Source organism: Streptomyces sp. NBC_01176 (genome assembly GCF_045039825.1).
Lineage (GTDB): Bacteria > Actinomycetota > Actinomycetes > Streptomycetales > Streptomycetaceae > Streptomyces.
Map to the genome: position 1 here is coordinate 2,593,616 of NZ_CP108600.1, position 14,293 is coordinate 2,607,908.

Annotated in this window: 10 protein-coding genes; 1 reads left to right on the plus strand and 9 read right to left on the minus strand. The window is 72.3% G+C overall.

Annotated elements, in window-relative coordinates; translation table 11 throughout:
• Positions 1-19: 19 nt before the first annotated feature.
• The 9 genes from OG199_RS11060 to OG199_RS11100 all read right to left on the minus strand — a co-directional run bounded on the left by OG199_RS11060 (position 20) and on the right by OG199_RS11100 (position 13,120).
• Positions 20-2,038, minus strand: coding sequence for an SWIM zinc finger family protein (locus tag OG199_RS11060; RefSeq protein WP_405829281.1), 2,019 nt, complete (start codon positions 2,036-2,038; stop codon positions 20-22).
• Positions 2,039-2,628: 590 nt separating this feature from the next.
• Entirely contained in the window at positions 2,629-5,592 is a 2,964-nt protein-coding gene (locus OG199_RS11065; RefSeq protein ID WP_405834498.1) for an SNF2-related protein, read from the minus strand.
• A 97-nt stretch (positions 5,593-5,689) separates the two neighbouring features.
• Positions 5,690-6,271 carry a sugar kinase gene (locus OG199_RS11070; protein ID WP_356803580.1) on the minus strand — a complete coding sequence of 194 codons (582 nt, stop codon included), beginning with the start codon at positions 6,269-6,271 and terminating at the stop codon, positions 5,690-5,692.
• Positions 6,268-7,413 (minus strand): ROK family glucokinase, encoded by a 1,146-nt coding sequence (locus OG199_RS11075; RefSeq protein ID WP_356803582.1) that lies wholly within the window; start codon positions 7,411-7,413, stop codon positions 6,268-6,270. Before OG199_RS11075 ends, OG199_RS11070 begins: the two co-directional genes overlap by 4 nt.
• Positions 7,414-8,104: 691 nt before the next feature.
• The gene (locus OG199_RS11080; protein ID WP_356803584.1) at positions 8,105-8,923 is read right to left on the minus strand and encodes an ATP-binding cassette domain-containing protein; all 819 of its coding nucleotides are present in this window, start codon (positions 8,921-8,923) and stop codon (positions 8,105-8,107) included.
• Positions 8,920-9,981, minus strand: coding sequence for an ABC transporter permease (locus OG199_RS11085; protein WP_401800944.1), 1,062 nt, complete (start codon positions 9,979-9,981; stop codon positions 8,920-8,922). Before OG199_RS11085 ends, OG199_RS11080 begins: the two co-directional genes overlap by 4 nt.
• A complete protein-coding gene (locus OG199_RS11090) occupies positions 9,978-10,982 on the minus strand; it encodes a sugar ABC transporter substrate-binding protein (RefSeq protein ID WP_356803587.1) in 1,005 nt (334 codons plus the stop codon). The genes OG199_RS11085 and OG199_RS11090 overlap by 4 nt, the downstream gene beginning before the upstream one ends.
• A gap of 140 nt (positions 10,983-11,122) precedes the next feature.
• Positions 11,123-12,118, minus strand: a complete 996-nt coding sequence (locus OG199_RS11095) for a sugar ABC transporter substrate-binding protein (RefSeq protein WP_356803589.1) — start codon at positions 12,116-12,118, stop codon at positions 11,123-11,125.
• A gap of 264 nt (positions 12,119-12,382) precedes the next feature.
• A complete protein-coding gene (locus OG199_RS11100) occupies positions 12,383-13,120 on the minus strand; it encodes a GntR family transcriptional regulator (protein ID WP_401801643.1) in 738 nt (245 codons plus the stop codon).
• A gap of 128 nt (positions 13,121-13,248) precedes the next feature.
• On the opposite strand from OG199_RS11100, the gene OG199_RS11105 reads away from it, so the two are divergent.
• Positions 13,249-14,259, plus strand: a complete 1,011-nt coding sequence (locus OG199_RS11105) for a Gfo/Idh/MocA family oxidoreductase (protein ID WP_266702972.1) — start codon at positions 13,249-13,251, stop codon at positions 14,257-14,259.
• Positions 14,260-14,293 lie beyond the last annotated feature (34 nt).

Sequence of the window (14,293 nt, forward strand, 5' to 3'; positions counted from 1 at the left end):
GCTTCGCGAGGGGTTCGCGTCAGAACTCTCCGGGTGCGCCGAGGCCCGTGAGGGCGCCGACGGGGTCGAGGTCGGGGGTGCCGCGCGGCCACCAGTCGTCCTGACCGGGTTCCGATTCGTAGGCGTACCAGAGACCGTCGTGGCCCAGGCGCAGCTGGGCGTGGCCGCGGGGGTGGGTGAGGTGGTTGCGCCAGGGGCGGAAGGCGGGGAGGTCGGCCGCGAGCAGGAGCGGACGGGCTCGGTCGAAGCGGCCCGCGGGCGGGTCCCAGGGCTCCTCGAGAACGCTCAGCCCCTCGATGCCGCCCTGGCGCCACGCGGCGACCGCACGCGCCAGGTCGGCCGGGGTGCGGCCGGCGGCCGAGGCAAGCGAGGAGTAGAGGGCGCGCGTGGCCGCGGTGAGTCCGGAACCGGGGCGGGCGGCGGCGAGCCGGACCGCGTCCTGCCAGAGGGTCAGCTCCGCCACCGGATCACGGCCAGCGGTCAGCAGCGCGTGGGCGCGGGCCGCCGCGTCCGTGGCCAACTGGTCCAGCGCGAACGGGTCCGGACCGCCCGGTGCACCGGGGTAGGTCGGCGGCTGCTCGGGGTGCGCGGGCGCGGGGAGGGGGGCGGGAAGGGGTGGCAGGCTCCGGCGGGCGAGGGCGTCCCGGGCCCGTACGCCGGGAAGGGACGCCGGTTCCTGGTCCTGGGCGGCGCGGGCCGCACGGGCCGCGTTGCGGCGGGAGAGTCCGTCGAGCAGCTCACGCTCACCCCGGCCACGCAGCAGAAGCAGGACGAACGGGTCCTCGTCCAGCAGACGTGCCGTCTCGTAGCAGAGCGCCGCCGCGTGTTTGCAGGGGTGGCCGGAGTCGGGGCAGCTGCAGTGGGGTGCGAGGTCGCCGGGGCCGGGAAGCAGGTCGACCCCGCAGTCGGCGAGCGAGCGGGGCATCTCCTTGTCGAGCAGCGCCGCGATGTGGCCGGGACGCTCGGCGGCCGCGTCGAGGAAGCGGTCCCAGTCCCCGTCGTCCAGTGTCCGCAGAGCCACCTGCACGCGATAGGGCCGCGGACGGCTCCCGTGCACGTACGCCAGCACCAGCCCCGGGGTGACCGTGATGGCGTCGACCCGCCCCTTGTCCGCGTAGGCCCGCCCCCGCGCCAGCCGTGCCGCGTCGAGCGCGCCCTCCTCCAGGGCGCTCACCCAGGCATTGCCCCACCACGTCCGCGCGAACGCCTCGTCTTCCGGCGTACGTGCCGGGAGCGTGGGGAACGTACGGCGCAGCTCCCCGTCCCGCCCCGGGGACCCCATGGACCGCGGCAGCCGCCCCGTGCCGGGGGCGCCCCGCTCCCCCGGCACGACGGATTCGTCCTCGGGGGGCTCCGTCGTCCCGGCGGTCCGAGCACTCCGGGCGTTCGCCGGGGAAGCCGCCCGGATCGGCCGGGTGGTGCGTGTCCTCTCCGCGGTCGACCCGGCGGTGTCCGTGGCCGGCGCGGTCGACCCGGCGGTCTCCGTGGTCTCGGCGGGCTCGGAGGGCTCGACCGCCGCGATGTCCTCTCGGGGGGCTTCCGAAGGTGTGACCCGGCGGTTTTGGGTCCCTGCGTCGGGCGTCTTGGGACGTGCGGCGGTAGGCACGCCGGGCAGCTGCGCGGCGTCGCGGCCCGGCGGTCGCGTCGTACGGGGTCGGGGATCGGTGTCGGGCGGCTCGAAGGCTCCGGCGAGGAGGTCCCGTACGTCCCGGGTCCGCGCTCCCGGTTCGTGGGCACGCGGGGTCCGCCGGGCCGGAGAACCGGTCGGCGGTGTGCGGTCGGCGAACCGGCGTCGGGCCTCGGCCGCCTCGCTCTCCGCCTCCGTCCGCGCCTGCCGTGCTTCGCTGCGTGCGGCGCGCAGGGCCTGGCGGGCGGCGTCACCCGGACGCGTGCCGCCCGGAGCCGTACCGATCCGGCCGTCCGGTCCGGTCGCGTCCGTGGCGGTGGAGCCACGCAGCGCCAAGTGTTCGTCGGACGCCGCGGGCCTCGACGCCGCGGGCTCCGGGGGTGGCCCGGAGGTGCCCTCCGCAACCGACACTTCACCGGTACCGGCAACACCGGCACCGGCACCAGCACCAGCACCAGCACCAGCACCAGGGACGCTCCCCCTCGCGGCGGCGCGGCGCAGTGCCTGGCGGGCCGCGTCGCCCGGTCGGCCGCCCGGAGTGACCGGGGTGACTGGCGTGACCGGGGTCGCCTCGGTCGGCGGCCCCAACTCGTCCTCGGCCCCCGTCCCCCGGCCCTCGCGCTCCCGCGCGGCCCGCAGGGCGCGGCGGGCCGCGTCGGCGGGGCGCGCGCCCTCGGTCGCGGGGCGTGAGGATCCCTCGGCGCGGGCCTCTCCCGACCCGTCCGGTCCTGCGGACTCCGCCGGTCCCGCGGACTCCGCCGGTCCCGCCGATCCGGTCGGTGTCTCAGTCTCCGCCGGTCCCGCCAGTCCGGTGGATCCGGTGGATCCGGTGGATCCGGTGGATCCTGCCGGTCCGTTCGGTCCGTCCGGTACGGCCGGCCCGGCCGGTACTGCCGGTACTGCCGGTACGGTCACCGCGCCCGTCTCGTCCGGGGACCCGGTCTGCCGGAGCCGATCCTCCGTCTCGGCCGGCTCGGGTCGTCCCTCGTCCGTGGAAGCGCTCACTCGGACCTCCGGAGTGAGACCAGGTCCGACAGCTCGCGGTCGGTCAGCTCGGTCAGGGAGGCCTCTCCGGAGCCGAGGATCGCGTCGGCCAGCGCCCGCTTCGCTTCGAGCATCTCGGCGATGCGGTCCTCGACCGTGCCCTCGGTGATGAGGCGGTGGACCTGGACGGGCTGGGTCTGGCCGATGCGGTAGGCGCGGTCGGTCGCCTGCTCCTCGACCGCGGGGTTCCACCACCGGTCGAAGTGGACGACATGACCGGCCCGGGTGAGGTTCAGCCCGGTGCCCGCCGCCTTGAGGGACAGCACCAGGACCGGGGTCTCGCCGCTCTGGAAGCGGTCCACCAGGTGTTCGCGTTCGGCGACCGGGGTGCCGCCGTGCAGGAGTTCCACCGGGACCGCGCGTGCGGCGAGGTGGGCGGTGATCAGACGGGCCATCCCCACGTACTGGGTGAAGACGAGTGCCGAGCCGTCCTCCGCGAGCAGGGTGTCCAGGAGCTCGTCGAGCAGGGCCAGCTTCCCGGAGCGGGCGGCGGGTCCATGGGCGGCGGCCTGCGCGTCCTCCTTCAGGAACAGGGCCGGGTGATTGCACACCTGCTTGAGGGAGGTCAGCAGCTTGAGGACGAGGCCGCGCCGGGCGATGCCCTCGGCGGTCTCGATCGCGAGCATCGACTCACGGACCACCGCCTCGTAGAGGGACGCCTGTTCACGGGTCAGCGGCACCGGATGGTCCGTCTCCGTCTTGGGCGGGAGCTCGGGGACGATCCCGGGGTCGGACTTCTTGCGGCGGAGCAGGAAGGGGCGGATCAGGCGGGCCAGGCGGACCACCGCCTCCTCGTCCTCGCCGTTCTCCACCGCGCGTGCGTGCCGGGCGCGGAAGGATTTCAGGGGGCCGAGCAGGCCGGGGGTCGTCCAGTCCAGGAGGGCCCACAGCTCGGACAGGTTGTTCTCCACGGGGGTGCCGGTCAGCGCGACGCGCGCGGGGGACGGGATGGTCCGCAGGGCCTTCGCCGTCGCCGAGTAGGGGTTCTTGACATGCTGTGCCTCGTCCGCGACGACCATGCCCCAGGCCTGCTGGGCGAGCCGGGGCGCGGCCGAGCGCATCGTGCCGTAGGTGGTGAGGACGAAGCCTCCGTCGAGGCCGTCGAGGGTGCGGTCGGATCCGTGGAAGCGGCGGACGGGGACGCCGGGGGCGAAGCGGGTGATCTCCCGCTGCCAGTTGCCCAGCAGCGAGGCCGGGCAGACGACCAGGGTCGGTTCGGCGTGGGCCCGGCGCAGGTGCAGGGCGATGACGGTGATGGTCTTGCCCAGCCCCATGTCGTCGGCGAGGCAGCCGCCGAGGCCGAGCGAGGTCATGAGATCCAGCCAGGCGAGACCCCTGAGCTGGTAGTCCCGCAGGCGCGCCTGGAGACCCGGTGGCGGCTCCACGGGGGTGACGCCGGCCGTCAGGCGGTCGCGCAGCACGGCGAGCGCGCCGACCGGTACGGCCTCGACCGTCTCGCCGTCGACCTCCGCGGTGCCGGTCAGTGCCACGGAGAGCGCGTCGACCGGGTCCAGCAGGCCCAGTTCGCGCTTGCGGGCCTTCCGTACGAGGGCCGGGTCGACCAGCACCCACTGGTCCCGCAGCCGGACGACCGGACGGTGGGCCTCGGCGAGCGCGTCCATCTCGGCCTCGGTGAGCGGATCCCCGCCGAGCGCCAACTGCCAGCGGAACTGGAGGAGTTCCTCGCTCTCGAAGAACCCCGTACCGTCCGTGGCCGACCCGGGGGCGGAGCGCACCACCGCGGCCGCGCGCAGGTCGTGGGCGAGGTCCCGGGGCCAGTGCACGGCTACACCGGCCGCGCCGAGGCGGGTCGCCGCGACGCCGAGCAGGTCGGACAGCTCCTCCTCGGAGAGCGCGAGGACGTCGGGCACGTCCTGTTCCGAGAGGCGGTCCAGGGGCGGCCAGACGCGGGCCGCGCGGCGTACGGCGAGTGCCGCGTCCACCCGGGCGCGCGGGCCGAAGGTCGCGTCGGCCTCCCCCGCCCACAGCGCCGCGGCGTCGACGACGAGCGTGGGGTCGGCGAGGCTGTGCACCTGGACGACGGCGGCGCCCGCGCGGCCCGCTCCCCCGCCGTCCTCGAAGAGTTGGTACGCCGACAGGTCCAGGCGGAGCGAGATCCGTACGCCCGCGTCCATGCCCGCGGCGACCTCTGCGGCCCAGTCGTGGGCGGCGGGCAGCCGCTGCGGTTCGCGGGCCGCGAAGGGCTTGCCCGAGATGTGGGGAGCCGCGGGGGTGCGCGGCAGGGTGTCGGCGACCGCGTCCAGGAACGCGCGGATCAGCGCTTCCGGTTCGGGCAGCCGCAGAGGGCCCTTGCCGGGGAGGGGGACGGCATGCCCCTCGTACGGGAGGGCGGCTGCCACGGCGCGGAGGTGCGCGATGTCGTCCGGGTCGAGCGGGCCCGCGCGCCAGGCGTCGAGGCCCTCCGGTGTCAGCCCGGGCAGCAGCCGGCCGCGCGCGACGAGGCGCAGCGCGTGCAGGGTCGCCGCGCCCCAGCAGGCCGTGGCGGGGTGGGCGGCGCGGTCGCGACGGGCTCCGGCGAGCAGCGGCAGGGCCTCGGCGATCGGCAGGGTGAGCACGGGGACGGTGCTCCGGCGGACCCCGGAACCGTGCGGTCGTACCACCGTGAGCCGGGTCGGGTCGTGCGGCGGCTCACTGGCGGGGCCGGCCGCGGAGGCCGGGGCTTCTGCCCTGTCCGGGGAGGCGGGCGATCCCTTGTCCCGGGTGGCCGGGGATCCCTTGTCCCGGGTGGCCGGGGATCCCTCGTCCGGGGTGACCGGCTGTCCGCCGCCTAGGGCGGGCAGGGGCCCGCCGTCCGGGTCCCAGAAGGCGACCCGCCCGTCACGCGGCAGGGGTGCGGGCAGGAACACGGCGGCGAGCCGCACCGGCACGGCCATGTCGGTCCTCGGGACTCCCTCGCCCATACGTCCGGTCACCTCCCGCCCCTCGGTCGAATCAGTTGTCTTCGACTCTACGGGCGGGGTCTGACAACGGGTCCCGGCGACGGCCGGGACCGGCTCGTCACGGGACCGTGCGCGAGACGACGTACACCATGGGGTACGTCGGATTGGTCAGGTTGACCACGACGTCCTGCGTGGGCGCCGGGTCCTTCTGCTTGCGGGTCAGCCCCCACCACTGGCCGGGGACCGAGAACTTCCAGCCGGTGACCTTCTGGTCGCGGGCGCTGATGGCGATGTCGTCCTTCGTCAGCGCCCGCCGGTCGGCTCCCAGGCTGGCGAGGAAGGTGTCCAGGCCCGCGTTGGTGAGCTGGAACTGCGCGTAGAGGCGGCTGGTCTTCCAGTTGTTCGTCTCGTAGAACGCGACCTTGGCGGCCGGGTGCGGGATCTCCACCTGGTAGAGGCGGCGCTGGACCTTCGAGGGCCAGCCTGCCGTGAGACCGGTCGCCGAGTACTTGTCCTCTTTTTGCTTGCCGCTGTCGCGGCTCTGGTTGGCGGAGATCACCAGGTACCCGGCCGGGACACCGATGAGCAGCACGATGATCAGCAGGGTCAGGGCCCGGCGGCGGAACTTGCGGCGCGGGTCCTCCGGCGGCCGCCGCGGCTCGTCCGGCGGTGACGCCTGGCGCGGCAGCGAGGCGGTCACGGCGTGCCCTGGGTCGTACGACGGGACTCGGTGAAGCGCTCGTACCGCTCGTAGCGCTCCACGCGGCGGCGCTTGGCGCGGCGGAAGCGGCGGGCGACGAGGCGCGCGAGGTCGGCGGCGCCGACCATGCCGGCCTCGGGGCCGAGCTGGGCGCGGGCGATGCGGGCCTCGGGGCGGTAGCCGCGGCCGGTCAGATGCCGGCGGAAGGCGTCGCGGGCCGGGCCGATCAGGAGGTCGTCGGCCGCGCTGACGCCGCCGCCGATGACGAAGCAGGAGGGGTCGAGGGCGGCCGCCAGGTTGGCGATGCCGACGCCGAGCCACTGGCCGATGTCCTGGAGCAGCTCGATGCACATGGCGTCGCCCTCGCGGGCCAGCTCGGTGATCATCGGGCCGGTGATGTCGGCGATGTTGCCCTTGACGTGCTCGATGATCCCGTACGCGACCGGGGAGTCCGCGGCGGCGAGTTCGCGGGCCTCGCGGACCAGCGCGTTGCCGGAGCTGTACTGCTCCCAGCAGCCGCGGTTGCCGCACGCGCAGCGGTGGCCGCCGGGGACCACCTGCATGTGGCCGAACTCTCCCGCGACGCCGAACCTGCCGCGCTTGACCTGGCCGTCCTCGAGGAGCGCGCCGCCGATGCCGGTGCCGAGTGTGATCATGACGAGGTTGTCCTCGCCGCGGCCCGCGCCGAAGCGCCATTCCGCCCAGGCGGCGGTGTTGGCGTCGTTGTCGACGAGGACCGGTACGGCGAGGCGGCCGGCGAGGCGGTCGCGCAGGGGTTCGTTGCGCCAGGAGAGGTGGGGGGCGAAGAGGATGCGGTTGCGCTCCGCGTCGACCCAGCCTGCCGCGCCGATACCGACCGCGTGCACGTCGTGCCGGTCGGAGAGGTCCAGGACCAGCTCCACGATGGTGTCCTCGACGACCTTCGGGCTCTTGGACTTGTCCGGCGTCTCGGCGCGGAGCTTCTCCAGGATGTTGCCGTCGGCGTCGACGACACCCGCCATCACCTTCGTACCGCCGATGTCGATACCGACGGTGGGGACGCGGGGCGCCGTCAGGTGGGAACGGCGCTCGCGCGTCCCGACGGTCCGCAGGACGGTGGCCCGCGCGGAGCCGCGGTGTGCGAGGTCGCGGTAGGTGCTCATCGGGCCGATTCTGCCTCACGCCGCCGTGCTTTGCTTCGCCGGGGAGGTGTGGGGGGCGGGGGGTGGCTGTTGCGTGCGGTTACCCTCGGTGGCGGTCTGTGAGGTGGGGCGCGTTGTGGCTTGTCGCGCGGTTCCCCGCGCGCGCCTGGGCGTCGCCGGGTCGGTGGGGCGGGCGGCGGCGCTCGATGAACAACCGCGGGCCGGTCTCAAGGTGCGGGCCCGATGTGGCTTGTCGCGCAGCTCCCCGCGCCCCTGAGCAAAGACAGGCCAACCCCGTCGAAGAAGCCACGCCCGCCCCGACCAACACCGCGGACCGTCCCCCGAGCGCGCGCCCTATGTGGCTCGTCGCGCCGTTCCCCGCGCCCCTGAGCAGGGACGGGCCAGCCCCAGTCGAAGAAGCCACGCCCGCCCCGACCAACACCGCGGACCGTCCCCCGAGCACGCGCCCTATGTGGCGCGTCGCGCCGTTCCCCGCGCCCCTGAGCAAAGACAGGCCAGCCCCGTTGAAGAAGTGACGCCCACCCGACCAAAACTACGGGCCGCCCCCCGAGCACGCGCCCGATGTGGCCCGTCGCGCAGCTCCCCGCGCCGCCAAGGAGGGGCACGCTGCCAGGCCCGTCCGAGGAGGGGCGCCTCCCGGGCCGGCCCCGTCACTGGGCCGGGCCGGGGGCGAGGGGAGCCGACGTGTCGGCTACGTCGTGCGTTCCAGCTCGTGGCGGAGGTCGTCGAGTTCGCTGCCGCCCGCCATCTGGCGGGTGAGCTCGTCGAGGGTGATCTCCTCGCGGGTGTGGCTGCCGAACATGGTGCCGCGCTTGAGGAGGACGAAGCGGTTGCCCACCAGGTAGGCGTGGTGCGGGTTGTGGGTGATCAGGACGACACCCAGTCCGGCGTCCCGGGCGGCGGCGACGTACTTGAGGACGACGCCGGACTGCTTCACGCCGAGCGCGGCGGTGGGCTCGTCCAGGACGAGGACCTTGGCGCCGAAGTACACGGCGCGGGCGATCGCCACGCACTGGCGCTCGCCACCGGACAGCGTGCCGATGGGCTGGTCGACGTCGCGCAGGTCGATGCCCATGCGCAGCAGCTCAGCGTGGGTGGTCCTGCGCATGAACTCGACGTCCATGCGCTTGAAGGGACCCGTGCCCTTCGACGGCTCGGAGCCGAGGAAGAAGTTCCGCCACACCGGCATCAGCGGGACGACGGCGAGGTCCTGGTAGACCGTGGCGATCCCGCGGTCCAGCGCCTCGCGCGGGGACGACAGCCGGGTCTCCTCGCCCTCGATGCGCAGCGTGCCCGCGTCGTGCTGGTGCAGCCCCGCGATGATCTTGATCAGCGTGGACTTGCCCGCGCCGTTGTCGCCGAGCACGCAGGAGATCTCTCCCGCGTGCACCACCAGCGAGACACCTTCGAGGGCGCGGATGTTGCCGTAGTACTTACTGACGTCGTCGAGCTCGACGAGTGCCGTGCCCTCCGTGGAGGCCGGTTCCGTCTTTTCCGCGTCCGTCGTCATTTCGTCACCTCCGCGCGCTTGCGGACCCAGTGGTTGAGCAGGGTCGCCAGGAGCAGCATCACTCCGAGGAAGAACTTGAACCAGTCCGGGTTCCATTCGGCGAACACGATGCCCTTGCTCACCATGCCGAAGATCAGCGCGCCGACCGCCGCGCCGACCGCGGAGCCGTAGCCGCCGGTGATCAGGCAGCCGCCGATGACCGCCGCGATGATGTAGATCAGTTCGTTGCCGACGCCCTCGCCGGACTGCACGACGTCGAACGAGAACAGCAGGTGCTGACCGGAGATCCAGGCGCCGAAGGCGACGCCCATGTAGAGGCCGATCTTGGTCTTGTTGACCGGTACGCCGACCGCGCGGGCGGCCATCTCGCCGCCGCCGACGGCGTAGATCCAGTTGCCGACGCGGGTGCGCAGCAGGATCCAGGTGGCCACGACGACCAGGGCCAGCCACCACAGGATGGTGATCTTGAAGTCGACGCCGCCGATCGTGATCGTCGAGGCGAAGACGTCCTTGGCGGAGGAGAAGCCCTGCATGTCGGCGATCGACTTGGTGGAGACCGTGCCGCTGATCAGCTTGGTGAAGCCGAGGTTCATACCGGTCAGCATCAGGAAGGTGCCGAGCGTGATGATGAAGCTGGGCGGGTCGGTGCGGGTCAGCATCACGCCGTTGAAGACGCCGATGCCGAGCGTGACGACCAGCGAGACGAGGACGCCGACCCAGACGTTCGCCGTCAGCTGGTAGCTGAGCATCGAGGAGATCAGCGCGGAGCTGGTCACCATGACACCCGCGGAGAGGTCGAACTCGCCGCCGATCATCAGCAGGGCGACCGGTACGGCCATGATGCCGATGGTCGACGAGGCGTACAGGACCGTGCTCAGGCTGGCGGCCCGTACGAAGCTGTCCGCGAAGATCGCGAAGAAGAGGAAGACCGCGATCGCGCCGACCACGGAGCCGAGCTCCGGGCGGCCCATGAGCTTGCGCAGCGGCGAGGTCTTCACGAGGCGCTCGTCGACCTTGGTGCCGGGCGACGGCGCGGGTGCGGGTGCGGTCGCGGTCATCGGGTCCCCCGCTTCGTGTACTCCTCCAGCGCGGCGGCCTGATCCTTGGTGATGATCTGCGGTCCGGTGAGTACCGGCTTGCCGCCGCCGAGGACATCGGCGTTGTACTTGTAGAGCCAGAGCAGGTCCACGGCCTCGTACCCCTGGAGGTAGGGCTGCTGGTCGACGGCGAAGCCGAGCGTGCCGTCCTTGAGCTCCGCGGCCACCTTCGCGTTCAGGTCGAAGGTGTCCACCTCGGCGTCGCTGCCGGCGTCCTTCCTGGCCTTGACCGCGGTGTCCGCGTAGGGGGCACCGAGCGTGACGACCGAGTCGATGGACTTGTCCGCCTGGAGCTTGGCACCGATGGAGGACTGCACGTCGGGCATGCTGGTGCCCTGGACGTAGAGGTCCTGCACGGTGCCGTGGAAGGTCTTCTTGACGCCGGCGCAGCGCTGCTCGTGACCGACGTTGCCCTGCTCGTGCAGGATGCACAGGGCCTTCTTGCGGCCCCGCTTGTTCAGCTCGTCGCCGACCGCCTCGCCGGCGATGGTCTCGTCCTGGCCGATGTGGGTGAGCGCGCCGAACGCCTTGGACTGCTCGGAGCCGGAGTTCACCGTGATCACGGGGATGCCGGCCTTCTCCGCGCGCGCCACGGCCGCCTTCATCGCGTCCGGCTTGGCCAGCGTGACGATGATGCCGTCGACCCGCTTGTCCACCGCGGCGTCGACGAGCTGCGCCTGCTGCTGCGCCTCGGCGTTGTGCGAGTACAGGAAGTTGATGTTGTCCTTGACGGCGGCCTGCTTGGCGCCGCTCTGCACGATGTCCCAGAACGTGTCGCCATCGCCCGAATGGGTGACCATCGCGAAGGTCCACCTGGGCGTGTTCACCGCGGCCCTGCCCTGGGCGGACGCCGCCTTGCGGGCATCCTCGGCCCGCTTCCCGCCGGTGCTGCTGCATCCCGCGAGGGACGCCCCCAGCGCCCCTGCGAGCGCGATGCTTACCCAGGTCCGAGTCCGTGCCACGAGGCCGTGCCCTTCTTGCTGTGCTCCTTGGTGCGCCGGGGCCCGCGGAGCGGCCCGGCGGGCCGTTCCGTAGGCCCCGGGGGCCGGCCTCTCGCCGGCCCCAAACGCCCAAGTATCGAACACGGGGAGCATGCACCCCATCAGCGGGTCCCGCGCGCGGTGTACTTCTCGAGCTGCGGCGCGTCCTTCTCGGTGACGATGGCCGGGCCGGTGAGGACCGTCTTGCCACCGCCGAGCACATCGCCGTTGTTCTTGTAGAGCCACAGCATGTCGATGGCCTCGTAGCCCTGGAGGTAGGGCTGCTGGTCGACGGCGAAGCCGACCTCCTTGGCCTTGAGCCGCTTGACCACTTCGGCGTTCAGGTCGAAGGTGTCGATCTCGGCCTTGCTGCCCGCGTCGGCCTTGGCCTTCACCGCGACGGCGGCGATCGGGGCGCCCAGCGTGATGACGGCGTCGATGCCCTTGGTCGCCTGGAGCTTCGCCTCGATGGAGGACTGGCTGGCAGGGGCGTTGGTCCCGTCGACGTTGAGGTTCTCGACCGAGCCGTCGAAGGTCTTCTTCACGCCGGCGCAGCGCTGCTCCAGGGAGACGTTGCCCTGCTCGTGGATGACACAGACGGCCTTCTTGAGACCGCGTTTGTTGAGTTCGTCACCAATGGCCTCACCGGCGACCGACTCGTCCTGGCCGAAGTGCGCGAGCGCCCCGAACTGCTTGGAGAACTCGGCACCGGAGTTGATCGTGACGACCGGGATGCCGGCCGCCTCGGCCTTGGCGAGAACGTCCTTCATCGCCTCGGGCTTGGCCAGGGTGACGACGATGCCGTCGACCTTCTTGTCGATTGCGGCCTGGACGAGCTGGGCCTGCCCGTTGGCTTCCTTGTCGTTCGAGTACAGGAAGTCGACGTTGTCCTTGCCGGCCGCCGCCTTGGCGCCGCTCTGGACGATGTCCCAGAAGGTGTCGCCCTCGCCGGAGTGCGTCACCATCGCGATCTTCAGACGGGGTGTACCGGCGGCCTTGCCGCCGCTGTTCCCGCTGCCGCTCGCCTTGTCCTCCGAGTCCTTGCCGCCGGAGCTGCTGCACCCGGCCGCGAGCGCGATCACAGCTATCACCGCTGCTGCTGTTCGGGCTGTACGCATGGTGGGACCACCCTCTCTCCCGCCGCTCCTTTGCGGCTGAGGGGAGTTCTAGCTCCGGGTCCGCACACCAGTCAATGGGTTTGTCAGAACATTCTTACGATTGAGATTCGGCCACGCCCTCGACGATTCGCTCCCCCACCAGGCGCTTTCCGATCACGAGTGGAATTCACCGCCCCACGAAGATCCAAACATTCACATCGACAGGCGGATTCACGGCCGTACGACAATTCACCGCCGTCCACGGATTCACCGGTATAGGCGGATTCACGGGCGTACGAGGAGCTGGAACTCGAAGGAGTAGCGGGAGGCACGGTACATATGGGTGCCGAACTCCACGGCGCGCCCGGTGTCGTCGAAGGTGGTGCGCTGCATGGTGAGCAGCGGTGCCCCGGCGGGCTCGCCGAGCCGCTCGCCCTCCTCCTCGGTGGCCGCGCGGGCGCCGACGGACTGACGGGCGCTGTGCAGGGTGATGCCCGCGGCACGCATCAGCCGGTACAGCCCGGTGGCCTCCATCCGGGCACTGTCCAACTCCAGCAGGGCGGGCGGCAGGTAGTTGCAGAGGTACGCCATCGGCTCCCCGTGGGCGAGCCGGAGGCGTTCCACCCGGTGGACGTCGCTGCCCTCGGCCACGCCCAGCGCGGCCGCGACCTCGGCGGACGCCGGCACGACGGTGTTGACGAGCACCCTGGTCGCGGGGCGCTGCCCGGCCGCCTCCAGATCGTCGTACAGGCTGCTGAGCTCCAGCGGCCGCTTGACCTGACTGTGCACGACCTGGGTGCCGACACCTCTGCGCCGCACCAGCAGTCCCTTGTCGACAAGGGACTGAATGGCCTGACGGACGGTCGGCCGGGACAGGCCGAGCCGTCCGGCGAGCTCGATCTCGTTGCCGAGGAGGCTGCCCGGGGTCAGGGTTCCGTGCTCGATCGCGGCCTCCAGCTGCTGGGACAACTGGAAGTACAGCGGGACCGGACTGCTGCGGTCGACGCTGAGCTGAAGCGACACGGTCGGATCCACATCTGGTTTCGGCACGCGCCGAGCGTAGCTCCGGGAGATGTTGACGGGAAGTTGTGAAGTTCGATTGTCCGGACAAACCATTGACACAATGCCTGGTGGGCCCTCAGTTTGTTCCCATGCGCATCGGACTTATCGGAACGGGTCGTATCGGCACATTTCACGCGACCGCTCTTGACCGCCACCGCGAAGTCGGCTCCCTCATCGTCACGGACGCGGACCCCGCGCGGGCCCATGAGCTCGCGGACCGTCTGGGCGCCACCGCGGCACCCACCGTGGACGAGATCTTCACCTGGGGCGTGGACGCCGTGGTCATCACCGCGGCCACCTCCGCCCACGCGGAACTGATCGGCCGGGCGGCGCGCTCCGGGCTCCCGGTGTTCTGCGAGAAGCCCATCGCCCTCGACCTGCCGGGCACGCTGGCCGCGCTCGCCGAGGTCGAGGCGGCCGGAACGGTCCTGCAACTGGGCTTCCAGCGCCGCTTCGACGCGGGGTACACGGCCGCGCGCGAGGCCGTGCGGTCGGGGCGACTCGGACGACTGCACACCGTCCGGGCGATGACGTCCGATCAGTCGCCGCCGCCGGCCGCCTATCTGCCCCTGTCGGGCGGGCTCTACCGGGACTGCCTGGTCCACGACTTCGACATGCTGCGCTGGGTGACGGGCCACGAGGTCGTCGAGGTGTACGCGATGGGCTCCGACGCCGGGCCCGCGATGTTCCGCGAGGCGCGGGACATCGACACCGCCGCGGCCGTCCTCACCCTCGACGACGGCACCCTCGCCACGGCGACCGCGACCCGGATGAACGGCGCGGGCTACGACGTCCGCATGGAACTGGCCGGTGACCTGGACCAGATCGGTGTCGGCCTGGACGACCGTACGCCGATCGCCTCCACCGAACCGGCCGGGCCGCCGCCCGCCGACAAGCCGTGGACCGGCTTCCTGGAGCGCTTCGGCCCCGCGTACGAGGCCGAGCTCGCCGCGTTCGTCGAGGTCGTCCGCGGTGAACGCGCCAACCCGTGCGACGGGCGCGAGGCCCTGCACGCGCTGCGGATCGCGGAGGCCTGCGAACTGTCGCGGCTGGAGCGGCGCCCGGTGCGGTTGGCGGAGATCCCCGCCGGACGGGACTGAGCCCGGAGCGCGTCGAGACCGGCGTGCACTGACA

Bases quoted from the DNA above. Each gene is read 5' to 3' on its own strand.
- OG199_RS11065 (WP_405834498.1), bottom strand. From the start codon at position 5,592: ATGGGCGAGGGAGTCCCGAGGACCGACATGGCCGTGCCGGTGCGGCTC.
- OG199_RS11075 (WP_356803582.1), bottom strand. From the start codon at position 7,413: ATGAGCACCTACCGCGACCTCGCACACCGCGGCTCCGCGCGGGCCACC.
- OG199_RS11080 (WP_356803584.1), bottom strand. From the start codon at position 8,923: ATGACGACGGACGCGGAAAAGACGGAACCGGCCTCCACGGAGGGCACG.
- OG199_RS11085 (WP_401800944.1), bottom strand. From the start codon at position 9,981: ATGACCGCGACCGCACCCGCACCCGCGCCGTCGCCCGGCACCAAGGTC.
- OG199_RS11095 (WP_356803589.1), bottom strand. From the start codon at position 12,118: ATGCGTACAGCCCGAACAGCAGCAGCGGTGATAGCTGTGATCGCGCTC.
- OG199_RS11105 (WP_266702972.1), top strand. From the start codon at position 13,249: ATGCGCATCGGACTTATCGGAACGGGTCGTATCGGCACATTTCACGCG.